General features: G+C 29.3%; 23 protein-coding genes. All 23 read left to right on the forward strand.

Annotated features, from left to right (window positions below; translation table 11 throughout):
- The first annotated feature begins 156 nt into the window (after window positions 1–156).
- The 23 genes from GOQ29_RS07670 to GOQ29_RS07780 all read left to right on the forward strand — a co-directional run bounded on the left by GOQ29_RS07670 (window position 157) and on the right by GOQ29_RS07780 (window position 25930).
- Window positions 157–834 carry a GntR family transcriptional regulator gene (locus GOQ29_RS07670; protein ID WP_203372067.1) on the forward strand — a complete coding sequence of 226 codons (678 nt, stop codon included), beginning with the start codon at window positions 157–159 and terminating at the stop codon, window positions 832–834.
- A 455-nt stretch (window positions 835–1289) separates the two neighbouring features.
- The gene (locus tag GOQ29_RS07675) at window positions 1290–1703 is read left to right on the forward strand and encodes a PspC domain-containing protein (RefSeq protein ID WP_203372068.1); all 414 of its coding nucleotides are present in this window, start codon (window positions 1290–1292) and stop codon (window positions 1701–1703) included.
- Entirely contained in the window at window positions 1693–2589 is an 897-nt protein-coding gene (locus GOQ29_RS07680; protein WP_203372069.1) for a LiaI-LiaF-like domain-containing protein, read from the forward strand. Before GOQ29_RS07675 ends, GOQ29_RS07680 begins: the two co-directional genes overlap by 11 nt.
- Window positions 2590–2783: 194 nt before the next feature.
- Window positions 2784–3650 (forward strand): UTP--glucose-1-phosphate uridylyltransferase GalU, encoded by an 867-nt coding sequence (gene galU, locus GOQ29_RS07685; protein WP_203372070.1) that lies wholly within the window; start codon window positions 2784–2786, stop codon window positions 3648–3650.
- Window positions 3651–3848: 198 nt separating this feature from the next.
- Entirely contained in the window at window positions 3849–4820 is a 972-nt protein-coding gene (locus tag GOQ29_RS07690) for an acyltransferase family protein (RefSeq protein ID WP_350445989.1), read from the forward strand.
- Window positions 4821–5098: 278 nt separating this feature from the next.
- The gene (locus GOQ29_RS07695; RefSeq protein WP_203372072.1) at window positions 5099–6295 is read left to right on the forward strand and encodes a phosphoenolpyruvate hydrolase family protein; all 1197 of its coding nucleotides are present in this window, start codon (window positions 5099–5101) and stop codon (window positions 6293–6295) included.
- A 125-nt stretch (window positions 6296–6420) separates the two neighbouring features.
- Window positions 6421–7641: a Tm-1-like ATP-binding domain-containing protein gene (locus tag GOQ29_RS07700; protein ID WP_203372073.1), complete on the forward strand. Its 1221-nt coding sequence runs from the start codon at window positions 6421–6423 to the stop codon at window positions 7639–7641.
- 31 nt (window positions 7642–7672) lie between these two features.
- The gene (locus GOQ29_RS07705) at window positions 7673–8494 is read left to right on the forward strand and encodes a phosphoenolpyruvate hydrolase family protein (RefSeq protein WP_203372074.1); all 822 of its coding nucleotides are present in this window, start codon (window positions 7673–7675) and stop codon (window positions 8492–8494) included.
- A 182-nt stretch (window positions 8495–8676) separates the two neighbouring features.
- Window positions 8677–10821 carry a TIM-barrel domain-containing protein gene (locus GOQ29_RS07710; protein WP_203372075.1) on the forward strand — a complete coding sequence of 715 codons (2145 nt, stop codon included), beginning with the start codon at window positions 8677–8679 and terminating at the stop codon, window positions 10819–10821.
- Between the two features lie 37 nt (window positions 10822–10858).
- Window positions 10859–12340: a 4-alpha-glucanotransferase gene (gene malQ, locus GOQ29_RS07715; RefSeq protein WP_203372076.1), complete on the forward strand. Its 1482-nt coding sequence runs from the start codon at window positions 10859–10861 to the stop codon at window positions 12338–12340.
- Between the two features lie 4 nt (window positions 12341–12344).
- On the forward strand, window positions 12345–14708 hold the full coding sequence (locus tag GOQ29_RS07720) for a glycogen/starch/alpha-glucan phosphorylase (RefSeq protein WP_203372077.1): 2364 nt from the start codon (window positions 12345–12347) through the stop codon (window positions 14706–14708).
- A 74-nt stretch (window positions 14709–14782) separates the two neighbouring features.
- Complete coding sequence (locus GOQ29_RS07725; protein ID WP_203372078.1) at window positions 14783–16102, forward strand: sugar ABC transporter substrate-binding protein; 1320 nt, start codon at window positions 14783–14785, stop codon at window positions 16100–16102.
- A gap of 73 nt (window positions 16103–16175) precedes the next feature.
- Window positions 16176–16610: a hypothetical protein gene (locus tag GOQ29_RS07730; protein ID WP_203372079.1), complete on the forward strand. Its 435-nt coding sequence runs from the start codon at window positions 16176–16178 to the stop codon at window positions 16608–16610.
- A 14-nt stretch (window positions 16611–16624) separates the two neighbouring features.
- Window positions 16625–18718, forward strand: a complete 2094-nt coding sequence (locus GOQ29_RS07735) for an ABC transporter permease subunit (RefSeq protein ID WP_203372080.1) — start codon at window positions 16625–16627, stop codon at window positions 18716–18718.
- Window positions 18718–19611, forward strand: a complete 894-nt coding sequence (locus GOQ29_RS07740) for a sugar ABC transporter permease (protein WP_203372081.1) — start codon at window positions 18718–18720, stop codon at window positions 19609–19611. Before GOQ29_RS07735 ends, GOQ29_RS07740 begins: the two co-directional genes overlap by 1 nt.
- Before the next feature lie 47 nt (window positions 19612–19658).
- On the forward strand, window positions 19659–20744 hold the full coding sequence (locus GOQ29_RS07745) for an ABC transporter ATP-binding protein (RefSeq protein WP_203372082.1): 1086 nt from the start codon (window positions 19659–19661) through the stop codon (window positions 20742–20744).
- Between the two features lie 48 nt (window positions 20745–20792).
- On the forward strand, window positions 20793–21818 hold the full coding sequence (locus GOQ29_RS07750; protein WP_203372083.1) for a LacI family DNA-binding transcriptional regulator: 1026 nt from the start codon (window positions 20793–20795) through the stop codon (window positions 21816–21818).
- 77 nt (window positions 21819–21895) lie between these two features.
- A complete protein-coding gene (locus GOQ29_RS07755) occupies window positions 21896–22795 on the forward strand; it encodes an ROK family protein (protein ID WP_203372084.1) in 900 nt (299 codons plus the stop codon).
- 283 nt (window positions 22796–23078) lie between these two features.
- Window positions 23079–23282, forward strand: coding sequence for a sensor histidine kinase (locus GOQ29_RS15205; RefSeq protein ID WP_350445990.1), 204 nt, complete (start codon window positions 23079–23081; stop codon window positions 23280–23282).
- Between the two features lie 4 nt (window positions 23283–23286).
- The gene (locus GOQ29_RS07765; RefSeq protein WP_203372085.1) at window positions 23287–23469 is read left to right on the forward strand and encodes a hypothetical protein; all 183 of its coding nucleotides are present in this window, start codon (window positions 23287–23289) and stop codon (window positions 23467–23469) included.
- Between the two features lie 29 nt (window positions 23470–23498).
- Window positions 23499–23981 (forward strand): ROK family protein, encoded by a 483-nt coding sequence (locus GOQ29_RS07770; RefSeq protein ID WP_203372086.1) that lies wholly within the window; start codon window positions 23499–23501, stop codon window positions 23979–23981.
- Between the two features lie 17 nt (window positions 23982–23998).
- Window positions 23999–24160, forward strand: coding sequence for a hypothetical protein (locus tag GOQ29_RS07775; protein ID WP_203372087.1), 162 nt, complete (start codon window positions 23999–24001; stop codon window positions 24158–24160).
- Between the two features lie 585 nt (window positions 24161–24745).
- The gene (locus GOQ29_RS07780; RefSeq protein WP_203372088.1) at window positions 24746–25930 is read left to right on the forward strand and encodes an MFS transporter; all 1185 of its coding nucleotides are present in this window, start codon (window positions 24746–24748) and stop codon (window positions 25928–25930) included.
- Window positions 25931–26056: the final 126 nt, after the last annotated feature.

Here is a 26056-nt window from a genome sequence, read left to right on the forward strand (position 1 = left end):
AACAATCGTGTGCATAGCTGTATTTAAGTCAGAGAGTCTATTTGTTAATGCAAATAGAAGCACGCTCTAAATATTTTATTCAGGGGGTGAGGTCCACTAAGAAAATATTATGAAGTAGAATTGCATTATAAAGACATTATATATGGAGGATGTTTAATGACTAAAGATATTTATTTAGAAAAAGAGGGTATGAGTTCCTTAACTTCTAGGATATTTAATATATTAAGGGATGAAATTTTAGAAGGTAAATATATAGAAGGACAAAAACTTGTGGAAAGTAGGTTAGCTAATGAGTTGGGGGTTAGTCGAACTCCTGTTAGAGAAGGATTGAAGCAACTGGAATTAGAGGGTCTTGTAGAAAGTATTCCCAATAGAGGTGTTATAGTTAAAGGTATTTCTTCTCAAGATATAGAGGATATATTAAACATTAGATTGGCCATAGAAGATTTAGCTGTAGAATTGGCTATGGAGAGAATTGATAAAGATGAATTAGAAGATTTAAAGGATATATATGAACTCATGGAATTTTATACAATGAAAAATGATCCAGATAAGATACTAGGTTTAAATACTCAATTTCATGAAGTTATATATAAGGCTACTAAGAGTAGATATTTAAATAATATGCTTAGAGATTTTCAACAATACATAAAGATAATAAGGGAAAAGTCTATTAAAAGTCCTGGCAGATTGAAGACAGCATTAGAAGAGCATGGACTTATAGTAGATGCTTTTATTGAAGGAGATGTACAAAAGGGAAAATTTGCATTGAAGAAACATATTACTACTTTAAAGAATAATGCATTAAATAAGAAATTTTCTTCTGAAGATTAGAGAAAGTATATATGAGAAATCAATAAATTTATTTTATGACATACTGATTTATTATATAATTATAGTAATTATAGGATTATGATGATAAAGTCGGAATGTCATTTTTATTTGGAATTTGGCTAATGTTCTAATGTATAAGAATTATTTTTTAGTCTATATTTATATAGGCACAATAAAGTTAAAATTGTGATTTATTTGTGGATAAATGGTGGAGTAATAATTCATAATTGTGGATGGATTTTTTATTTAATGAGTAATTTTCTTAAAAATAAATATTATGATATATTTTTATTATAGATGTAAATATTATATAATAGAATTAATTTAAATGAAAAATATTTTCAAAGGAATATTATTAATGTGATATATTCAGTAAAGCATAACTTAGTGTTTTAGTGAATATAGGGAATATATAAGAGTATTAATTTATTAAATAGAGAAAGAGAGGGGATAATTTGAGTAAAAAATTGTTTAAATCTAGTCGTGATAAAAAGATTGATGGAGTCTGTGGCGGTGTTGCAGAATATTTAGAAGTTGATCCATCTATAATTCGTCTAATATGGGCAATAACAGTTTTTGTTAACGGTATAGGAGTTTTCCTATATATTATAGCTGCCATTATATTACCTCGAGATGTAGATGTTGTAGGTGAAAGGGAAGTATATGAAGAAGGAGATATGAATTATTCAAAGGAGGGTAAGGAAGATAATAGTAAATTATTAGGACTTATTCTTATAGGACTAGGTATCTTTTTTGTTCTAAGGAGATTTTTCTTTGTGTTCCATTCTCGATATATGTGGCCTTTATTATTAGTTGGAGCAGGTGTTTTCCTAATTTTAAGAGGAAAGGGGAACAACAATGAAGAGTAGAAATATTATTTTAGGTTTTTTATTTATTGTTTTAGGTTCTCTATGGATATTAAGTAATTTAGATATAATTAATTTTAGTATAGGAAATATAATCTGGGGAATTACAGATTTATGGCCTCTTGTTTTAGTAATAATAGGAATTAATCTTATTATAAAAAATAAAAAAATAAAATTATTGTTATGGATATTATTTATAATTATCATAATATTTTATGGTTTCTTTATTCACGATGATATTTTTACAGGGAATTCTAATGATTTTACGGGTAAAGATGTGTCTTCTATAAATATGGAAGATAAAACTGAAAAAGGTAAATTAGATTTAGACATAGGTGCTGCAAAGTTTGAGATTACTTCTGGGAATAGTGATTTAGTTACTATTTTTAGTAATCGTTCTTATAATTATAAAAGTCAACTTGAGAATTCTTTACATACTGTATATTTATCTAATGATGGAAATTTTAAAACATTTAATTTTAAAAAAAATGAAAGGTTTTATTATGAACTTAATTTAAATGAATCTATACCTTGGAGTTTTGATATTGATTGTGGGGCTGTAGATGGAAAGTTAAATCTTAAAAATATAGATGTAGAAGAATTTAGTTTGGATATGGGTGCTGGAAAAATTGAAGTGGATTTAGGTGAAAAATCTAAATTGACAAATATAGATATAAATTCTGGAGTATCAAAGGTTGTTTTAAACATTCCTAAAGAATCTGGTATTAGGGTTAAATTAGATGGAGCATTAAATTCTACAAATTTAGATGAGATAAAACTAAATAAAGAAGGGAATCATTATATTTCTGATAATTTTAATGATGTCTCATCTAAATATGATATTAATATAGAAATGGGATTAGGAAATTTTAAAATTAATTATTTCTAAATAGAAAGAATGCAAACAAAAAAAGCTAAGTACTTAGCTTTTTTTGTTTGCATAGTCAAAATATGTCGAGTATTGTGTCAAAAACTCGATAAAGAATGCCTAAATAACTGTAATACAGTTGACTAAACAGGTATACTAATATACAATCGAATTAATGAAAAATTAAAATGCATACTAAAGATGGAGGGGAATTTATGATGATAAAAAAGGCTATTATACCAGCAGCAGGATTGGGGACTAGATTTTTACCGGCAACAAAGGCCCAACCTAAGGAGATGCTTCCAATAGTAGATAAACCTACTTTACAATACATAATAGAAGAAGCAATAGAATCAGGAATAGAAGATGTACTTATAATAACTGGAAGAAACAAAAAATCCATAGAGGATCATTTTGATAAATCAGTGGAATTAGAATTAGCTTTACAAGAGAAGGGCAAAGATGATTTATTAGAATTAGTACAAGATATATCTAATATGGTTAATATACATTATGTAAGACAAAAGGAACCTAAGGGATTAGGACATGCAATTAATTGTGCAAAGACATTTATAAAGGATGAGCCTTTTGCAGTATTATTAGGAGATGATATTGTAGATTCATCTAATAAGCCTTGCTTAAAACAATTAATAGATGCATATGATGAATATAGAGGAACAATTTTAGGAGTACAAGAAGTAGCTAAAGAGGATGTAAGTAAGTATGGAATAGTAGATGGAGAAGTTATAAAAGAGGGAGTACACAAGGTTAAAAATTTAGTAGAAAAACCTAAAGCAGAAGAAGCTCCAACAAATGTAGCCATATTAGGAAGATATATAATAACTCCAGAAATATTTGATATATTAGATAATACAAAGCCAGGAGCTGGTGGAGAGATACAGTTAACAGATGCATTAAAAGAACTTGCAACAAGACAAGATATGTATGCATACACATTTGAAGGAAGGAGACATGATGTTGGAAATAAATTAGGATTCTTACAAGCAACAGTAGAATTTGCATTAAAAAGAGATGATCTAAGAGATGATTTCAAAGAATATTTAAAAAATATTGTAAAATAATGTTAAATATAATTGTGAAGGAATTGTGAAGGAATCTTGAATTGGATAAACATAAGTACTAAAATTCAAGTAAGGAGTATTAGAAATATTGAGATTCTAATAAAACATATTAATTTGATTATATAAATAATCAAATTAGTATGTTTTTTTATTATAAATATCGAAAAGGAGAGTGGTAAAATCAGGTCCAAAAGTAAATTGTTCTTTGAGAATGGTAACAGACTGATTGCTATTGATTTTTTGAAGACAGTATCAATAGTATTAGTGATACTTAACCATTCCTTATCGGTTGAGCAGAATGATATGGTTTTAGGTCCTTTTTGGCTAGATATGGCAGTTCCCTTTTTTATGATTGTAACAGGCATAACCTATTCAATGTCAGCAGATAGAAAAGGTATTGATAAATTCGGTAGCTGGTTTAAATGGAAGAATATAAATAAAAAATTAAGTAGAATACTAATACCCTATAGTATAATCATTATCTTAGAGGCGATGAGTTATGGAATTTCATCTTCTCAATCTTTGGGAATATTTATGTATAAAGTAGTTACAGGGGGATGGGGGCCAGGAAGCTATTATATTCCAGTATTAATTCAACTTTTAGTTGTATTTCCTATTTTATTTTTTTCTTCTAAAAAGTACCCAAAGACAACAATTGTGTTGGCATTTTCATTTCATTTGGTCTTTGACATAGTAGCTAATATATTACCTATAGCAGATTGGATTTATAGATTATCTGTTTTCAGATATTTAGTCTTTATTGTTGTGGGTATAACTTTATATAATTATCCTAAAAAAGTACTAGAGTGGAAAAGAAAGCTTATAATACTAGCCTTATTATCAGCAGCTTATATTTGGATGTGTACTTATTATGGATATATGCCATCAATCTTTATAAAATGGAATACTACATCATTACCCACAGTATTTTGGGCCTTTGGACTTGTAGTATTGGCCTTTAAATATATAAATGATATGAAGGAAATTAGAATAAGAAATATGATTGAAATTATTAGTAATGGAACCCTGCACATATATCTAGTTCAGATGGTCTATTTTCATTTTGATTTTGGTAGATTAAATTTAGTAATAAATATATTGCTATGCTTAATTGTTGGAATTTTGTTTTATTATATTGAAGGAAGAAAAAGTATTTATATAAGAGTTTAACTGTGTAACCATCTAGAAAATATCTTTATTAGCATAAAATTTAATATTTAAATATAATAAATAGAGGCTGTCTCAAAATAGAAAATAGATTCTAATTAACTCTAATATATAATAAAATAAAGAAAATTAGATTGATTCTATAGTTTTAGTAGATGGTATAGATTTTTTTAATAGGAATGATAGTTAACTATCATTCCTGTCATCATATTTTTATTTATAGGTATTGGGTTAATATTTTATTTTATTGAAAAAAATAAATATAAGGGAGATTTAACGATATGTTCAAAAGAAAAGATATCTTAGATACTTTGCAAAAGGAAATTCAGATTAATAATCATATAATTGGAGTGGCTGTTGGTTCTGGACTATCAGCCAAATATGCAGAAAAAGGTGGATCTGATATTATACTTACATTAAGTTCGGGAAAATTTAGGCAGATGGGATTAAGTTCTCTTGCAGGATTTTTACCTTTTGTTAATTCTAATGAATTAGTAATGGAATTTGCTTCCCGTGAAGTTATTCCAAGAATAGAACATACTCCCGTTATCTTTGGAATAAATGCAACTGATCCTACAATAGATTTAGAGAAATATATTGACTTAATAAGAACAAAAGGTTTTTCCGGTATTAATAATTTTCCAACCATAGGAATGTTTAATGGTAAATTTCGTAAGGCATTAGAAAGTGAAGATATTAATTTTGATAAAGAGGTCGAGGCAATAAGAATTGCAAATCGAAGAGGCTTATTTACAATAGCATTTGTTTTTGATAAAGAACAGGCAAAAAAGATGTTGTCAGCAGGTGCTGATGTTATTTGTGCTCATTTAGGGTTAACAGTAGGAGGAGAAGTAGGTGCAAAAAAAATGTTATCATTAGAGTCAGCTAGAAAAGTGTCAACAGAAATATTTGATGTTTGTGATACTATTCGACCTGAAGTAATTAAAATGATATATGGTGGACCTGTAAAAACTCCAATAGATATAGATTATATGTATAAAAACACAGAAACGGTTGGTTATATAGGTGGATCTGCCTTTGAGAGGATACCTTTTGAAGCTTCAATAAAAAATACTACAGAATCCTTTAAATTAGCTGGGATTTATAAGGAAGATGAATTACTAATTAAAATGCTTGATGGAGTAAAGAAACATTATAACTATGTTGATTTTGTAAAAGAATATGTTGCTAATCATTATATGCAAAAAATTTATTTTTCTGATTTAGCATCTGTTTGTCATGTATCAAGGACTTATTTGAGTTTTCTATTTAAAAAAGAAGTAGGGTGTACCTTTCCACAATATTTAACACAATTTAGATTAAATAAGGCAAAGAAAATTTTAGAAAATGAAGATATACAATTAAATGGAGTATCAAATATTATAGGTTATAGTGATTATAGTAATTTTAGCAAAGCATTTAAAAAAATGACAGGGTTATCTCCTAAAAAATATAGAGATTTATTCAAAAAAATCTGAAATAATACAAAAACACAAGTATGACATACATATAACCATTAAATATTTATATGTATGGTGTTATAATTTAGTTAAAGAAAACGTTACCATGAATTTATAGGAAATATGAAGAGGAGGAAAACTTTATGAAGACCATTGCAATTGCAGGTACATTTGACACAAAAGGTACTGAGCTAGTTTATGTGAAAGAGCTTATTGAAGATTTAGGTTTAAAAACATTTACAATTAATACGGGTGTATTTGAATCAGAAGTCTCAGTAGATGTATCTAATTCAGAAGTAGCAAAGGCAGCAGATGCTGATATTAATGAAATTGTTGAGAAAAAAGACAGAGCTTTAGCAACAGAAATTTTATCAAATGGCATGTTGAAATTAGTACCAAAACTATATAAAGAAGGGAAGTTTAATGGAATAATTTCTTTTGGTGGTACTGGTGGTACATCTATGGTCACACCGGCAATGAGAGCTTTACCTATAGGAGTACCAAAGGTTATGGTATCTACAGTAGCATCAGGAGATACTTCATTTTATGTAGGTACTAGTGATTTAGTTATGATGCCATCTGTTGTTGATGTTGCAGGATTGAATTCTATATCTACTGAAATTTTTATAAATGCAGTACATGCCATCGTAGGAATGGTAAAGTATAAGGACAATAGAAAATTTGACAAAAAACCAACTATTGCAACAACAATGTTTGGTGTAACAACACCTGCTGTGAATTTTGCAAAGGAATACTTAGAGAATAGGGGTTATGAAGTTTTGGTGTTTCATGCAACGGGTGTAGGTGGAAGAACAATGGAGGACTTGATTGGAAGTGGATTAATTGAAGGAGTTTTAGATTTAACAACTACTGAATGGTGTGATGAAATTGTTGGAGGAGTATTGGCAGCGGGTCCTCATAGATTAGAAGCTGCAGCAAAAAATAATATACCACAGGTCATTTCTGTTGGAGCATTAGATATGGTTAATTTTGGATCTATTGATACAGTGCCCAAGAAGTTTAAAGAACGTAATTTATACAAGCATAATCCATCAGTAACACTTATGCGTACTACGATTGAAGAAAATGAAAAGATTGGTAATAAAATTGCAGAAAAGCTTAACATGGCTACAGGAAATACTGTGCTTATGATACCTTTAAAAGGAGTATCTGCTATTGATGTTGAAGGACAGGTTTTCTATGGTAAAAAAGAGGATAGAATGCTTTTTGATACTTTAAGAAAGAATATTAATAAAGATGTGGTAGAGATTATTGAAAAAGATAATTCTATAAATGATAAAGAATTTGCTGAGGCAGCAGCACAAAAATTAATAGATTTGATGCAAGCAAAGAAAAAGAAATAATAATTTTAAATATAATAAGGAGGAATTTAATATGACAAGAGAAGATGTTTTGGAACAATTTAGAGGAAAGATATCGAAGGGAGAAATATTATTAGGAGTCGGTGCAGGAACAGGAATTACAGCAAAGAGTAGTGAAGCTGGTGGAGCCGATATGCTTATTATATATAATTCTGGTAGATATAGAATGGCTGGACGTGGTTCTTTGGCGGGATTATTATCCTATGGAGATGCAAATCAAATTGTAGTGGAAATGGGTTCTGAAGTACTTCCAGTAGTAAAAAATACTCCTGTACTTGCAGGTGTTTGTGGTACGGATCCATTTAGAGTTATGGACGTATTTTTAAGGCAATTAAAAGAACAAGGCTTTGTAGGTGTTCAAAATTTTCCAACAGTAGGACTTATAGATGGTGTTTTTAGACAAAATCTTGAAGAAACAGGAATGGGATATGAATTAGAAGTAGATATGATAAGAAAGGCACATGAACTAGGTATGCTCACTACACCTTATGTATTTGATCCTAAACAGGCAAAAGCCATGGCAGAAGCAGGTGCAGATATTTTAGTAGCACATATGGGATTAACAACAAAAGGAAGTATTGGTGCAAAGATCGCCCTTACATTAGATGAGTCAATTGAGAGAATAAAAGCTATAATAGATGCTGGGAAATCAGTTAATCCTAATATTATGGTTATATGTCATGGAGGACCTATAGCGGAGCCAAAAGATGCAGAATATGTTATTTCTAAAGTAGAAGAAATAGATGGTTTCTTTGGAGCATCAAGTATTGAAAGGTTTGCTGCTGAAAAAGGAATAAGAGAACAAACTGAGGAATTTAAAGCTATCAAGAAATAAATAATATATTAGAACCGCAATATAGATAAAACATCTATATTGCGGTTTTGTTTTGTTATAAATTAATGGAATATCAATGTGCAGAAAAATTTTATTCCTTTACATTTAATTAAAAATGGTATATTATATATATAAGGTTTATGCAAGCGGTTGCACAAATTTTTAATAAGGAGGAAGTGACTATGGAGACATATAGAATAGATGATGACATTAAAGCTTTTAAATACGGGAATCCTATTGAAACGGGAGCTGTAGTTAAAAAAGGGACTAAAGCTCATCAGGAAAACGATTTTAATATTAAATTCAAAAAAAATAAGTGTAATATTGCTATCAAACTTTTATCAAATGACATGGTTTATGGTCTTGGTAATAATTTAGGAGAGATAAATAAGAGAGGTAGAATATATGAATCTTATTGTACGGATGAACCTAGTCATACTGAGGATAAAGTAAAATTATATTCAGCTCATAATTTTTTCATAGTATCTGGTGATGTATCAAGAGGATATTTTATTGATTTTCCTACAAGAATCAAATATGATGTGGGATATTATGATAAAAACTATTTTAATATTGAAATTTATGGACAAGATTTTTATATTTATGTGATTGAAGGTAAGGATGCAAATGAGATTTCAAATAAATTTTTAAAAATCATAGGTAAGTCTTATATCCCACCCAAGTGGGCTTTTGGCTATTTTCAAAGTAGATGGGGATATAAGAATAAGCATGAGGTTAAAAAAGTTTATGAAACTTTTAGGAAGAATGAAATTCCATTAGAAGGGATTTATCTTGATTTAGATTATATGGATAACTTTAAAGATTTTTCTATATCGGAGGAAAGATTTAGTGGATTTAAAGAATTTGCTAATGATTTAAAGAACGACGGATTATACTTAGTACCTATAATAGATGCTGGGGTAAAGGTAGAGGAAGGATATGATGTTTATGATGAAGGAATTGCAGGAAATTATTTTTGTAAGGACAAATATGGAAAACCCTATGAAGGTGTAGTATGGCCAGGAAAAGTTCACTTTCCAGACTTTATGAAGGAAGAAACTCAGTTGTGGTTTGGGTCTAAATATAAGATTTTAACTGATTGTGGAATCGAAGGTTTCTGGAATGATATGAATGAGCCAGCTATATTTTATCAAGACGAAGCATTACAGAATGCTGTAGATTATGCTCAAGAAAAAATGGGACAGAACTTAGATGTATTTTCATATTTTCAGTTAAAAGATAATTTCACTAATTTGGCTAATAGTAATTCATATTATCAAAGTTTTTATCATGAAATCGATGGGCAAAGGTTTTCTAATGATGAAGTTCATAATTTATATGGTTATTATATGACAAAATCTGCAAATTTAGGTATATGTAAATTATTAGAGGACAAAAGGTTTTTATTAATTTCTAGAGCTTCATCTATTGGTATGCATAGATATGGTGGTATTTGGACAGGGGATAATTCCTCATGGTGGTCTCATTTAGAACAAAATATCAAGATGATGCCTTCATTGAATATGTGTGGATTCTTTTATATTGGAGCAGATACTGGAGGTTTTGGAGGTCATTGTAATGGGGAACTTTTGACTAGATGGCTTCAATTCAGTGTATTTACGCCATTACTTAGAAATCATACAGCTATTGGCTCAGATAATCAGGAACCTTATGCATTTACAGAGGAGGTATTGAATAATTCTAAAAGTTTAATAAAGGCAAGATATAGACTTCTTCCATATATATATTCAGAATATATGAAAGCCGTAAATAATTATAGCTTGATGTTTAAACCTTTATCCTTTGAATTTAAAGATAATATGTCTAAAGAGGTAGAAGATCAAATTCTTTTAAGTAATCAATTGATGATTGCACCAGTATGTCATTCTAATCATAAAGGAAGATATGTATATTTTCCTGAAAAGATGTTAGAGGTATCTTTTTTAGATATGAATATGATTACTTCTATAAAAGAAAAAGGCACTCAATATATAAAATATGGTTTAGATGATTTAAAGTTTTTCCTTAGAAAGAATTCTATGATTCCTCATATAAAATCTTCTAAAAACTCAAAGGAATTAAACCAAGAAAATTTAGAAGTTTTAGCCTATGTAGATGATGAAGCGATTTATGATTTATATGATGATGATGGAAAAAGTTATGATTTTATGAAGGGAAAAAGTTTTTCAACCAATATAAAAATAATTAGAAGAAATGACGATTACGAAATAAAAGTTGACAACAATAATATTTCTATAAAAAATATAAAATTTAGGATTATTGATTCTAATAATAATATAAAGATTAAGGAAATTACACTTTCTTAATTAAAGAAATGATTAATTTAAACTAGAGGAGAATATTATGGGACAAGAAAGAGCAAGTGGCATTTTAATGCATATATCTTCATTACCAGGTAATTATGGAATTGGAGATTTTGGGGAAGAAGCATATAAATTTGTTGATTTTTTGGAGAAATCAGAACAAAAAAATTGGCAGATACTACCTTTAGGAATTACAGGATATGGAGATTCTCCTTACCAATCTTTTTCTGCTTTTGCTGGAAATCCTTATTTTATAGATTTAAATGAATTTATTGAAAAAGGATATTTAACCTTAGATGAAGTCAAAAATTTTAATCTAGGAGATGACTCTGAAAGAGTAGATTATGGTTTAATTTATAAAAATAAAATGAAGATTTTAAAGATAGTTTATGAAAGAGTCAAAAAATATTTAGAAAAGGATTTATATGAATTTTATTTTAAGAATATAAAGTGGCTTAGGGAATTTTCTCTATTTATGGCATTGAAAGAGCATCATAATAATAAATCTTGGTTATATTGGGATTCTGAATATAGAAAAATACATTCAAAAAAAGTTCAAAACTTTGAAAGAGAAAATGAAGATTTGATTTATTTTTGGATTTTTACTCAATATTTTTTCATGAAACAGTGGGATAAATTAAAAAATTATGCAAATAAAAAGGGAATTAATATAATTGGAGATTTACCAATATATGTAGCTGAGGATAGTGCAGATGTATGGGCAAATACTGAAATATTTAATTTAGATGAGAATTTATTGCCAAGAACAGTATCAGGATGTCCTCCAGATGCTTTTTCTGCAAAAGGGCAATTATGGGGAAATCCTATTTATGCTTGGGACATTATGGAAAAATATGATTATAAATGGTGGATAGAAAGATTTCAACATAGTTTTAAATTATATGATGTCTTAAGAATTGATCATTTTAGAGGATTTGAATCTTATTGGGAGATTCAATATGGAGCAGAAGATGCAGTGAATGGAGAATGGATTAAGGGGCCAGGAATAAAGTTTTTTAAAAAACTTAAAACAGAATTAGGAAATTTAAATATAATAGCTGAGGATTTAGGTTTTCTAACTGATGATGTAAGAAAGCTTTTGAAATGTTCAGGTTTTCCTGGTATGAAAGTATTGCAATTTGCTTTTGATTCACGAGAAGAAAGTGATTATCTTCCTCATAATTATGATAAAAATTGTGTGGTTTATACTGGAACTCATGATAATTCGACAATTATAGGTTGGTGTTCTAATGCAGATAAACAAGATGTTAACTATGCGGTTAAATATTTAAAATTAGATTCTAATGAGGGGGTGAATTGGGGGTATATAAGAGGAGCTTGGAGTTCAACTGCATATTTAGCTATAACAACAATGCAAGATCTTCTAGGATTAGATGATACAGGGAGAATGAATATCCCATCTACAGTTGGAGGTAATTGGTCTTGGAGGATGAAAAAAACAAGTATTACAGATGAAATTGCAAACAAATTAGCAGATATGACAAGTATATATAGGAGGTGACCCATTGGATTATAAGGAAAAGATAAAAGAAAGAATTGAAGGCCATTGTTTAATTACATTCGGGAAAAAATCAAAATATTGTAGTAATAAAGAAAAATATATAGCAGTTGTTAAATCACTTATGGAAGATATTGTTCCAAAATGGAATGATTCTTTGAATAAATATGATGGAAAAAAGAAGGCATATTATTTTTCAGCTGAATTTTTGATGGGAAGAGCATTGAGTAATAATTTGATTAATATGAACTGGCAATCTGATATAAGGGATATATTAAAAGAGTATAAAATAGATTATAACAATATTGAAGAATCAGAGGATGATGCAGGATTAGGAAATGGTGGATTAGGAAGATTAGCTGCATGTTTCTTAGATTCAGCAGCTACATTAAATTATCCTTTAATGGGGTATGGATTAAGATATGAATATGGAATTTTCAAACAAAAATTTGCAGATGGATTTCAGATTGAAGGACCTGATAATTGGTTAGAATTTGGCGATTCTTGGTCCATAAGAAAGTCAATGGATAAGGTAGTGGTAAGTTTTGCAGATGGAGATGTTTTAGCCGTTCCATATGATACACCTGTTATAGGATATGGAGGAAATACAATAAACACTCTTAGGCTATGGAAATCTGAGGCTATAAATTCTTTTAATTTGGAAGAGTTTAATAGACAAAATTACGATTTATCCGTAAAAGATAAAAATGATGCTGAGAATATATCTAAAGTACTTTATCCAAATGATTCAAAGGAAGAAGGAAAAATATTAAGATTAAAACAACAATATTTTTTCGTTTCAGCTTCATTACAGGATTTAGTTAAAAAGCATTTAGAAAAATATGATTCCTTAGAGAATTTCCATCAATTACATGGTATACAGTTAAATGATACTCATCCAACAGTTGCTATTCCTGAATTAATGAGAATTTTAACTGAAGAGTATAAAATGGATTGGGATAAATCTTGGGATATAGTAGTAAAAACTTTTGCATATACGAATCATACTATACTGCAAGAAGCATTAGAACAATGGCCAGTTAGATTGTACAAAGTTATTTTACCAAATGTATATAGGAAAATTGAAGAAATAAATAGTAAATTAATAGATGAGCTTGAGGAAAAAGCTATTGTTGATGATATAAGAGATTATAAGATAATTGATGATAATAATATTAAAATGGCTTATCTTGCAATATATGGTACTCATTCAATAAATGGAGTAGCACAGGTCCATTCAGATATTTTAACTGAAAGGGAATTAAATAATTGGTATAAATTATATCCTGAGAGATTTAATAATAAAACCAATGGAATTACTCAGAGAAGATGGCTATTAAAGTCAAATCCAGAACTTTCAGAGTTTATTACAGAACTATTAGGGACAGATAATTGGATAACTGAACTTGATGAATTGAAAAAACTTGAAAAATATAAGGATGATAGAGATGTCCTTGAGAGATTTTTAGACATTAAGCAGGAGAAAAAGAATCAGCTTGCTGAATATATCAAGGAACATGAAGGAATAGAAATTGATCCTTATTCAATATTTGATATTCAGATAAAAAGACTTCATGAATATAAGAGACAACTTTTAAATGCACTTCAGATATTAGATTTATATTATAGAATTAAAGAAAATCCCAATCTAGATATTGTTAATAAAACTTTTATATTGGGGGGTAAGGCAGCACCTGGATATGAAAGGGCCAAAGGGATTATAAAATATATTAATGAAATTAAGGATTTAATAAATAATGATAAAGATATAAATGGGAAAATCAAAATGGTATTTGTTACTAATTATGGTGTTTCCTATGGAGAAAAACTTTTTTCGGCAGCAGATATTTCGGAACAAATTTCTACTGCTGGGAAAGAAGCTTCTGGCACTGGTAATATGAAGTTTATGTTAAATGGTACTCCTACTATTGGCACTTTAGATGGAGCTAATATTGAGATAGTAGAGGAAGCAGGAGAAAATAATAATTTTATATTTGGGCTACAGGTTGAAGATATTGAAAGAATAAAGAATACTTATGATCCAAAGAAATATTATGAAAATGTAGATGGACTCAAAAGGGTAGTAGATACTTTAGTAGATGGTACATTTAGTGATGGGGGTACTGGTATATTTAAAGAACTTTATAACTCTATATTAAAAGGTGCTAACTGGCATAGTCCTGATCAATATTATCTTATGAAAGATTTTGATAGTTATAGAAAAGCTCAAGAGAGAGTTAATGAAGCTTATATTGATAGGTCTGCTTGGGCAAAGAAATGTTGGACAAACATGGCTAATGCCGGAAAATTTAGCTCAGATAGAACTATAGAACAATATGCTAAGGAAATATGGGATATAGAAAATTGTTAGTTTAGTTATTAATAAGTTGTCTTATTAATATATCAAATGTTTTAAAAAAGATATTAAAAATTGGAGGGAGAATGATGAAAAAATTTATTGCTTTATTATTAGTATCAGTATTAGCACTTTCAATGGTTGCCTGTGGTGGTGATGATGAGCCCGTTAACTCAGACAATAAAGGTGAAGTTGGAGATATTAAAGAAACTATTTCTGTACAAGTAGAGGAAGAATGGTTACCATATTATGAAAAGGCAGCAGAAAGAATTAACGATGAATATCCAGATGCAACAATTGAGTTTATTGAAACTCCTTCTTTTGATCATCTGGATGTATTAGATGCAACAGATGTTACAAATGAAGATGTGGCTGATGTATTTGCGATTCCAGCAGATAGAATCTATGGATTATCACAAAATGAGGCTTTAGCAGGTATTGATGCTAAGACAATGGCTGAAAATGTAGGTGGATTTGATGATTATGATGCTGGATTAGGCGGAAACTTTAACGTTGATGGGGATTATTTAGCATTTCCTATGAATATTGAAACATTAATCGTATTTGCCAATTCAACTAATGCGGAAGCAAACGGAATAGATATTGAAAATACTATAGAGTTTACTGATTTAGATACTGAAGATATGTTAATACCAGCATTCGATGCATGGTTTGGAGTTGGAGTAACAAATTCAGCAGATATAGAATTACTTGGTAAAAAAGACTCAGGTGAACTTTTCTCAGATTTAACTGAAGATTTTAACGATTTACCAGAAGAAAAACAAGAAGTATTTACAGCATTATATGATTATTGGAAAGCTCACAATGAAGCTAAAACATCTCTTTGGGATAAAGATGCAGCTTGGGGATACATGGATAGTGCATTCACTTCAGGAGAAACTGCTTCATTAAGACTTGAAGGACCATGGTCTACAGGAAGTTTATCTGAATTTGCAAATGATGGAGAAGATTTAGAAATATTACCTATCACTAATGTTACTATTAATGGGAACCCATTAGTTCACTGGAAAGGTGGATGGGGATTATCAGTAAATGCACGTGTTGAAGATAATGAAGAAAAAATGTTACTTGCAGAAAAATTTATTGAAGAAGTAATGAATACTGACTATGCAGTTGAGTTCTTTGAAGCTAGTGGGAAGATAATGGAAAATGTTCCAGCATCAGTATATGAAGACTCAGATTTATCAGAAACAGACAAAACTGTAATAGGAGCAGTAATAGAATCTTATGAAGAAGCACCAGCCCGTCCATTATTCACAGAATGGGGTCAAGTTTGGGACACATGGCAGAATGCAATACTTTCATGGTCAAATACTGAACCGTCTAATGTAGAAGAAGCATATGAAGAATTAAAGGCATCCTTTGATGCAATGATGTTAAACTTCTAAGATAATTAATTAAGGGAAGAATTGCTTATGCTTTCTTCCCTGTATATTTATTTCCTATAGGATAGGAGGAATTATGAGCTTTAATATAAAACTACCTGAAAAAAAACTTTATATTATATTAATATTATGTGCAATAATTATTTGTTTAAACTCTATAGAGGTTATGATGAATGTAAAGGATATTGAACTGTATGAAGAGTGGATTAGTAATCAAGAAGATATAGAGGATTATGAATTATATGTAACATGGAATCTTAGTTATTATTTTATTAAGATTATAATTCCTATGGTATTTGGGATTTATACATATTTTGCTTCTAAATATATTAGAATTAATAGGATATATGTGTATATATGGTCTATTTTATTATTGGTAAGTTTTATTATTAGTTTAATTGAACTGAAATTTGATTCAATATTTTATTATATTAGTATATTAAGTTATATAATCTTAATATTTACCTTATTATACTTAATAAAATTTATAAATAATAGGGAAAATTCATAAAAGGTGGGAGTGAGTTGGTTAGTTATAATAAATTTTTATATGATGAAATTGGAAATGAATATGAAAGAAAAAATTTATATATAAAAGAAATTGTTAGAATTAAAGAAAAGATTAAAGAAGCAGATTTAGAAACTGGACAAAAACTTAAATTAGAATTAAAAGAATTAATAAAGAATAAAAATACTCATCCGTATAATATGAAATTAAAGAAATTTAGAAATGAAGAAAAAATATTTTTAAAGTCATTAAGGAAAAAGAAAAAGAACTTTATTAATACTTTAGATAAATCATTGTCTTATAAGGTAAAAAGACTTGAAATCCAGTTGTTTATAGCAAAGGAAAAAGTCAAGTTTTATAAAGCTTATGTAGAAGTAACGTATGATGCTGAATTAGAATATAAGAAGAATAAATTATTAAAAGAAGAATTACCTAGAATAATAGAAAATATGGTTGAAGGAAAATCTATTATAAAACAAGCTATAACAGATAGAAAAAATATAGATTTAAATAATGAAAAAAAGGTAAAAGGAGAATTAAGAGAGTTTAAGAGGGAACAGAAAGAAATTCTAGAAGAAAAAATAGGAAAATTAAAAGATAATAGAAAAAAAGGATTGATATCGAAAAAAGCAGAAACGAATGAGATAAAGGCTCTTAAGAAAAAATATAAGGAACTAATAAATTTAAAATCTTATGATTCACCTTTAAAGACGAATAAAGAACTTATGGAAAGTAAGAGCCACGAAATTAAAGAGAGTACAAAATTAGGTATGAAAATATTGAATTCAAATATTGCAGATTTACGTAGGAAAATCCCTGTAGAGTTAGAAAATAATAGAGCTAAATTAGCTTATTTTACACTTCCTATACCGGGATTGGGACAAATTTTAAATGGTCAATATGGAAAGTCTTTCATATTTTTAATAGTTTCTTTATTTATATATTTAATTGGTATTCCATATGCATTAGGATTTGGAAATTATCAAGGAGAAGGTATAAGGGGACTTGTTACTCTTGCGGAAGGTGCTAGAAGAGTAGATAAATCATTAATATTTATGATAGAAGGTATATTAGCGGTATTTTTTGTGATTATTTCTCTATTTCTCTTGTATTTTTCCTTTAGAGATGTATTAAAAGTAGAAAGAAATACTCTAAAAGGAATTAGGCCTTATAATTGGTTTGAAACAAAATCAACTTTACGAGAAGGAGGTTTTCCTTATATATCTAATCTTCCTGCCCTTGTAGTTATAATCTTTGTTATACTAGTTCCAATTAGTACAACGATATTATTATCCTTTACGGGGATGGATCCTCAACATCAATCTAAATTTAGTTGGATAGGAATAGAAAACTATAAGATGTTATTTTTAGGTGAGGGTTTGGCCGGTTCTGTATTTTGGTTGACATTAGTTTGGACTATAGTTTGGACTTTGCTTGCTACTACTCTAGCTATAGTAATAGGATTTACTCTTTCTTTATTAGTTAATAATGAGAGAGTAAAGGGAAAATTATTTTTTAGGACAGTTTATTTATTACCTTGGGCAGTTCCAGCATTTATTACAATAATGTTTTTTAGTATAATGTTATCTCAAAATGGAGCTATATCGCAATTGGCAAATAATCTTTTTGGTTTGGAATTAAGTGTAAAAAACAATGCTACTCAGACCAGAATAGCATTGATTTTATTGCAAGGATGGTTGGGGAGTTCATATATATTCCTATTATCTACTGGTGTATTACAAGCTATTCCCAGTGATTTATATGAAGCAGCAGAGATGGATGGAGCTACTACATGGCAAAAATTAAGACGGATTACAATTCCTATAGTATTATTTCAAACAGCTCCTTTATTAGTAGGGCAATATGTATTTAATTTTAATAATTTCTCTATTATATATTTATTTAATGGTGGGGGTCCTTTTGAACCAAGTAAATATGGGAATTTAGCTGGATCTTCGGACTTGCTTATTTCATATATTTATAAATTAACAATAGAAAATCAATATCAAGGGATAGGCGCAGCAATCACCATATTTGTAGCAATTGCAGTAATGTTTGTTTCATTTTTAGGATATAGAAATTCTAAAGCCTTTAAAGAGGAGAGATTATAATGAAATTATTTAAAAAAAAGGGAGATTTATATCTATCTGATAAACAACCCTTAAGTATTTCAGGTAAAATATTATTGGGCTTAACATATATAATTTTAATTTCTTGGGCAGTAGTGATTTTATGGCCTCTTTATCAAATGATTTTATCTGCTTTTAATGGTAGACAGGAACAATATTTAATGTTAAATGACCAGTTTACATTTTCATTAAAGCATTTTGAATATTTATTTAATAATACTTTGTTTTTTAAATGGGCCAAAAACACAATATTTATTTCTGTAGCTACGGCAATTTTAACATTAATCATTGTATCATTTACTGGATATGCCTATTCCAGATATAGGTTTAAAGGTAAAAAAGCATCTTTGATGGCTATTATGCTTATTCAAGCTATACCTACTTTTGCGGGAATTACTGCTTATTTTACAATGTATTCTGTCATTTCTTCAATAAATCCAGCATTTACAAGACAGGTTATGCTTATATTGATATATGCAGGAGGAGGAATAGCTAATAATACTTTTATATTAAAGGGATATATTGATTCTATCTCTACAGAGTTAGATGATGCAGCTAAGATTGATGGATGTTCTAACTTACAAGTATATAGGTTGATCATTATGCCTGTTGCAAGACCTATGCTTGCTTTAATAGGTTTATGGTCATTTATTGGACCATTTATGGATTATTTATTACCAAAGGTATTATTGACAAGTCCTGAAACTTATACATTGGCAGCGGGATTATTCACATTAATAAATGATGTTAGAAATTTAAATCAGCCGGCTTTTGCTGCTGGAGGATTGCTTACTGCTATTCCTATTGTGATATTATTTGTAGTATTACAAAAACAATTAGTTTCGGGATTATCTAAAGGTTCAGTTAAGGGTTAATAGAAGGTTTATTATATAAAACTATAAATGGGTTGGAGGTTATCTTAATGGAAGTCAATTTAAAAAACATAGGTAAAAAGTATGAAGGAAGAGAAGAATTCACATTAAAAGATATAGATTTGAGAATAGAAAGTAAAGATTTTTGTGTTATATTAGGTCCATCTGGATGTGGTAAAACTACATTATTAAGAATGATAGCAGGACTTAATTCTATAACTGAAGGGGATTTGTATTTTAATGATAAAAGGATAAATAAAACACCTCCTAAGGATAGAGATATATCTATGGTTTTTCAATCATATGCTTTATATCCTCATATGACAGTATATGAGAATATGGCATTTTCTTTAGTAATGAGAAAAAAAAATAAGAAAATTATACATGAAAGAGTCATAGAAACTGCTAAACTTTTAGAACTTAGTGATTATTTGTATTCTAAGCCTTCTGATATATCAGGAGGGCAAAGACAAAGGGTAGCACTTGGAAGAGCAATAGTTAGAAAGCCTAAAGTATTTCTTATGGATGAACCATTATCTAATTTAGATGCTAAACTTAGGGAGCATATGAGGGTAGAATTGGTTAGGTTGCATAAAGCTTTAGGAAGTACTACTGTTTATGTTACCCATGATCAAATAGAGGCTATGACTATGGCTACAAAAATTGTATTGATGAATGATGGTAAAATTCAGCAGGTAGGAAAACCTGAAGAATTTTATAATAAACCTGCTAATATGTTTGTTGCTAAATTTATAGGTTCCCCTAATATGAATATTATAGAAGGTAATATTAACAATGGAAAATTTGAGGCAAAAGATGGTATTATAAATGTAAGACCTTCTGAAAAAGATCAAAAAGCTTTGAAGGATTATGAAGGTAAAAAGGTATATCTTGGTATAAGAGCAGAGAGATTTGAAAGTGGAGGACAATTAGGAGATACATTTGAATGTACTATAGATGTGGTAGAGATGTTAGGTAAAGAAAAAACACTTTATACTAGATTAGAGAGTGGACATGAACTAGTAATATCTGTACCGGGATATTATGAGTATAATGGTGGAGAAAGACATTCTTTTGGATATGATATTGATGCATTACATTTCTTTGATAGTGAAACAAAAGAGAGAATAAACTAGATTTAAAATAAACTTATGATATATATATAAGTAGAAATGAGGTGGGAAATGAAAAAAGGTAAACAGGTTACGGCTAATGACGTGGCTAAATTAGCAGGAGTTTCTTCATCTACGGTATCTAGAGTTATATCAGATAGTCCTAGGATAAGTAAGGCTACAAAAATGAGGGTACTTAAATGTATGGATGAACTTGGATATTATCCTAATGCTAATGCTAGATCATTAGCTATTAAAAAAACAGGTACGATAGGTATAATCATACCGACAACTTCAGAAGACTATTTTTCTAATCCATTTTTTACTGAATCTCTTAGAGGAATTATTAAAGGAGCGTCTAATTCAGGATACGATTTATTAGTTTCTACAAATACAGAAAAGGATGAAGAACTTAAGATAATTCAAAAATTTATAAAAGGTTCAAAGGTAGATGGAATAATACTTATGACTAGTAAGGTTGATGATGAATGTATAAAATATCTAAAGGATATTGATTTTCCTTTTTCTTTAATAGGTTCAACTAATAATGGAGATAAGGAAACTAATCAAGTAGATAATGATAACTATCAGGCAGCATATGAATTGACAAAACATATTATTAATAATGGAAGAAAACGGATTTCCATGATAGTTGGAGATGTGGATTTAATAGTAAGTAAAGAGAGGGTAAAAGGATATAAAAATGCACTGATAGAATCTAACATTAGTTTTAATGAGGACTTATTATTTAGTGGTAGTTTTGATGAAAAAACTGGATATGATTATGCAAATCAGATATCAAAGATCAAACCATTACCAGATGGCTTAATTGTAGCAGATGATTTAGTGGCCTTTGGAGCAGTAAAAGCTTTTCAGAATATAGGAATAAATATTCCTAATGATATAGAAGTAGCAAGCTTTAATAATAGTGTCTTTGCAAAGCATTCAAATATTCCGTTGACATCAGTAGACATCAATGCCATTGAACTAGGAAAAGAAGCCATGAATTTATTAGTAGAAGCTATTAAAAATGGAGTTAGAGGAGAAAGATTGTTGATACCCTATACTATTTATAAGAGAGAATCTACTAGAAGATAGTTTGCTATTTTATTATTTTATAAAGAGGTTTACATGGTAGAAATTTTAAAATTAAGAGAAAAAGGGGAGAAATTTCTATGAAAAAGGTTATAGGTATAGATTTGGGTGGAACTAAGATATATGGTGGAGTGATAGATGAGAATGGGAAAATATTAAAGATTGCCAAGAGGGATTCTAAGGCTCAAGAGGGTAGAGCTGTAGTATTAAATGGAATATATGAAGTAATAGAAGAATTAATGGAAGGAGAGCAGGTTTATGCTATTGGATTGGGTTCTCCTGGAGCTATAGATGTAAAGGAAGGAAAAGTTTTATATATAGGAGGAAATATAAAGGATTGGCCCTATACAAATATTAGAGAAGAATTATCAAAGAAATTTAATGATATTCCTATATTTGTAGAGAATGATGCAAATGTAGCAGCTATCTGTGAGGAATGGGTAGGAGCAGCTAAAGAATTAGATAGTTTTGTAATGTTAACTCTAGGAACCGGTGTAGGTGGTGGCATATATTCTAAAAAATCTGGTATGTGGTATGGAAAGAACTATCAAGGAGCAGAATTAGGTCATGTAATTTTATATCCAAATGGAAGAGTCTGTAATTGTGGGCAAAAAGGATGTGTAGAACAGTATGTATCAGGAAATGGTATAGAAAAAACATACTATGAAATTACTGGGGATATGATGAAGGGAAAGGATATATTTAAGAATATTCAAGAAGATGAAAATGCAAAAAAAGCTGTTGAGAAGTATATTGAAGATTTAGGTATGTATTTGATAAATATTAAAAATATATTTGATCCAGAAGGAATAGTGATTGGTGGCGGTGTAATTAATTCAATGAAATATTGGTGGGATAAAGTGATAAAATATTATGAAGAAAATTGTAACAATGCAGGAGAAATAAAAATAATACCAGCTGAATACCTCAATGATTCGGGCATGATAGGGGCAGCAAAAGTAGCTTTTGATAATTTATAAATGGGAAATGGGACAGGGGGACGGTTCTCGTGTCCCAATTATCGCAAAATTCGACAATGTATGTATGAAATAGAAGCTATAGAACTTGTAAAAGAAAAAAGGCTATGGGCTTTGGGGTAAAGGATTATTTGCTCAAACCTGTAAACAGAGGAGAGCTCACTAATACTTTAATCTTAGAACTCATTTTAGTTATGAAACTTATAAGGCATTATGGAAGTTTAAAGAGATAATAGGTACAAAAGAACTTATAGAGGGATCTAAGAAACATACTGAATATTTAGCCTTGCAGAATCAAATAAATCCTCACTTTTTATATAATACCTTAGAAGCAATACGTAGTGAAGCCCTAATCAATGTAAATAATAGGATTAAGCTTATTTTGGGTTATGAATATGGAATCTATATGTATAGTAAATTAAGGGCTGGTACTGATGTGGAAATAACAATACCCCTTGTACTTGATAATTTAAAAACAGATAAATGTTGATATTATGAAAAAAGAAATACTGAGAATAGAAAATGTTAGCAGGAAGATTGATGGTATTACATATTTGGATAATATAAATTTCCATCTGATAAAAGGTGAGATGTTAGGGCTACTACCTCTTGATAATCATGGTAAAGAGCAACTTATAGAAGTAATTACTAAAAATATTAAGCAGGACTTATATTAAATAATAGATTATATATTGGAGCTAACAATATGGCAGGAGAAGTTGGACATATAAGGTTGGAAGAAGAAGGACCCATTGGATATGGTAAGATTGGAAGCTTTGAAGGATTCTGTAGTGGTGGAGGTATTGCCCAATTAGCTCAATTTAAAGCCTTTGAATTAAGAAAAAAAGGCTTAAGGGCATCCTTTGATAGAGGAGAAATTAAAGAAATAACTGCTAAAGATGTAGCTATTTCTGCATATACAGGAAATGAAGATGCTTTAGATGTTTTAAAAACTTCTGGTAAATATTTTGGTAAAGGTTTATCTATACTTATTGATATATTAAATCCTGAAATTATAATAGCTGGAAGCATATATAGACGAGCAGGAAAATTTCTAAAGGAAGAAATGCATAAGGAAATTGAAAGGGAAGCACTGGAAATATCCAGAAGGACAGTTAAAATAGTACCTACAATGTTAGGAGAGGAAATTGGAGATTATGGTACTATAGTAACAGCCTTAGATATATAAAATTAGGGAGAGATATAATGTTAGGTTCAATTGAAGCAGGAGATACTAAGTTTATATCTCTTCTAGCAGGATATGTGGAAATTCCTAATTTTAAAAATTATATAGTAAAACCATTATTGGAAGGAAATTCGGGTGTTATGGGAGGTTTAGTTTTAGCCAGTAGAGAATTTAAAAAATAACTATATATATTAGGAATGACTAGTTTTGAATTCAATAGTATTATTAGAAAGTAAATTTAAAGAAAAAATCTGAGGTGGGTAATAGTATTGTATCTAGATAAATATTTAAATTTAACAAAAAAGGACTTTCGCTTTGAATGTCCTTTTTTCTTGAATAATCCCACAAAAGAGTTATTTACTATCATATAGTCTTATTTCCCGATAGTGAAAACAACAAAAAACAAGCTATGAAAATCAAATTGAGATTTTATTGAAAGTATTGATTAGGTAGCTTATCTTCTGAATTAATGCCTAAAAAATACATATGTGCAAGATTCAAAACCGACTCTTCAATAACCTTTTCATCTATTTATAATAATCTGTTTCTATATCTTTTATAAAAATATTTCATGGCTATTTAATTTTGGGAGAACTTTTTCACTGGTTCCGAACCGTCCCGGCATCTAAAAATATTTATTGTATTGACAGAAGTAGAAAAATAATATAAATTTATTGTATACGATGTATACAATAAATTTATATTATTAAAATCCAAAAAATAAAAAGGCAATATTAATATTTTTGTAGTTAGGAGGAATTTATTTTATGATAAAGCAATCATTTTACTCAAACATGAACGAACAAGATAAATACATTTTAAAATGTTGTTTTTTTGTTTTTGTCGTCACTGGTTTATATTCTATGGCTATAGGTCCTTTATTGCCTTTAATCAGTAATGAATATGGTCTTAATGATACAATAAGTGGTGGACTAATTTCTGCCCATCAAGCAGGTAATTTAATAGCAGGTTTTATTGCAGGGGTTCTGCCTTTATATTTAGGTAGAAAAAAGGCAATTATTTTTTTATGTAGTTTTGCTATTGTGGGTTTTTTAACTATAATTTTAACAGGTAACCCTATTTTATTAATTTTAGGATTTTTGTTTACAGGATTAAGTAGAGGAAGTTCTTCTAACTTTAATAATACTGTTGTGAATGAAGTATCTAACAGTAGTCCATCAGCACTTAATTTCTTACATAGTATTTTTGCTATAGGGGCTTTGCTGTCTCCCTTTTTAATTATTGCCTGTACAAATGTAGCGGGTGATATTGGGTGGAAAATAGCTGCTGGAATTTTTATTCTTCTTTTAACAATTTCTATCCTTCTTTTTTCAAGGATGAAAATAGAAGAGTTTGATAAAGAGACAAAAAATACAAAAATATCATATGAGTTTTTAAAGAAATGGAGATTTTGGATCAGTGCAGGAATCTTTTTCTTCTATCTATGTGCAGAGTCAGCTATTACTGGATGGATAGTTAAATATTTTATAGATTCAAATATTATGACAACAGAATATGCACAGATTCTATCCTCTATATTATGGATGGTTATTCTTGCTGGGAGGTTAACTTGTACATTTATTGGAGATAGAGTGTCTAAAAAATCTCTACTTTTAATGCAAAGTATAGGAACTGCTATCTTTTATTTGTTATTATTGTCTACCCAAAATGTAGTTACTATAACTATAGCTATAATAGGATTAGGGTTTTCAATGGCAGGTATCTACCCTACAACTGTTTCCAGTGTAGGAGATACTATAAAGTCTTATCCTATGGCTATGGGTGTGCTTCTTGTAATAGGTGGTATTGGAGCTATCATAATGCCAACTATAACAGGTGCATTATCTGATACATTCGGTATTCTTGCCGGAATGAGTGCAATTATAGTGGCTATTATTTTAATGATAATCTGTGTAATGTTAAACGTACGAACTGACTGCTCCCACACCTAAAGGAGTGGGGTTCTAAACTACTAAAGATTTCTCTATCAAAAGATGGTATCTGATTGATAGAACTGACCTACTTTCATTTAGACTTTATTATCTATAGTCCTGGTGAACTATTAACGATAACTTAAG

This window comes from Anaeromonas gelatinilytica (assembly GCF_016820635.1).
Taxonomy (GTDB): domain Bacteria; phylum Bacillota; class Clostridia; order Tissierellales; family SIT17; genus Anaeromonas; species Anaeromonas gelatinilytica.

Coding starts and splice junctions, on each gene's coding strand:
- GOQ29_RS07670 (WP_203372067.1), top strand. CDS start 157: ATGACTAAAGATATTTATTTAGAAAAAGAGGGTATGAGTTCCTTAACT.
- GOQ29_RS07680 (WP_203372069.1), top strand. CDS start 1,693: ATGAAGAGTAGAAATATTATTTTAGGTTTTTTATTTATTGTTTTAGGT.
- galU (WP_203372070.1), top strand. CDS start 2,784: ATGATGATAAAAAAGGCTATTATACCAGCAGCAGGATTGGGGACTAGA.
- GOQ29_RS07695 (WP_203372072.1), top strand. CDS start 5,099: ATGTTCAAAAGAAAAGATATCTTAGATACTTTGCAAAAGGAAATTCAG.
- GOQ29_RS07700 (WP_203372073.1), top strand. CDS start 6,421: ATGAAGACCATTGCAATTGCAGGTACATTTGACACAAAAGGTACTGAG.
- GOQ29_RS07705 (WP_203372074.1), top strand. CDS start 7,673: ATGACAAGAGAAGATGTTTTGGAACAATTTAGAGGAAAGATATCGAAG.
- GOQ29_RS07710 (WP_203372075.1), top strand. CDS start 8,677: ATGGAGACATATAGAATAGATGATGACATTAAAGCTTTTAAATACGGG.
- malQ (WP_203372076.1), top strand. CDS start 10,859: ATGGGACAAGAAAGAGCAAGTGGCATTTTAATGCATATATCTTCATTA.
- GOQ29_RS07725 (WP_203372078.1), top strand. CDS start 14,783: ATGAAAAAATTTATTGCTTTATTATTAGTATCAGTATTAGCACTTTCA.
- GOQ29_RS07730 (WP_203372079.1), top strand. CDS start 16,176: ATGAGCTTTAATATAAAACTACCTGAAAAAAAACTTTATATTATATTA.
- GOQ29_RS07740 (WP_203372081.1), top strand. CDS start 18,718: ATGAAATTATTTAAAAAAAAGGGAGATTTATATCTATCTGATAAACAA.
- GOQ29_RS07745 (WP_203372082.1), top strand. CDS start 19,659: ATGGAAGTCAATTTAAAAAACATAGGTAAAAAGTATGAAGGAAGAGAA.
- GOQ29_RS07750 (WP_203372083.1), top strand. CDS start 20,793: ATGAAAAAAGGTAAACAGGTTACGGCTAATGACGTGGCTAAATTAGCA.
- GOQ29_RS07755 (WP_203372084.1), top strand. CDS start 21,896: ATGAAAAAGGTTATAGGTATAGATTTGGGTGGAACTAAGATATATGGT.
- GOQ29_RS07765 (WP_203372085.1), top strand. CDS start 23,287: ATGAAAAAAGAAATACTGAGAATAGAAAATGTTAGCAGGAAGATTGAT.
- GOQ29_RS07770 (WP_203372086.1), top strand. CDS start 23,499: ATGGCAGGAGAAGTTGGACATATAAGGTTGGAAGAAGAAGGACCCATT.
- GOQ29_RS07775 (WP_203372087.1), top strand. CDS start 23,999: ATGTTAGGTTCAATTGAAGCAGGAGATACTAAGTTTATATCTCTTCTA.
- GOQ29_RS07780 (WP_203372088.1), top strand. CDS start 24,746: ATGATAAAGCAATCATTTTACTCAAACATGAACGAACAAGATAAATAC.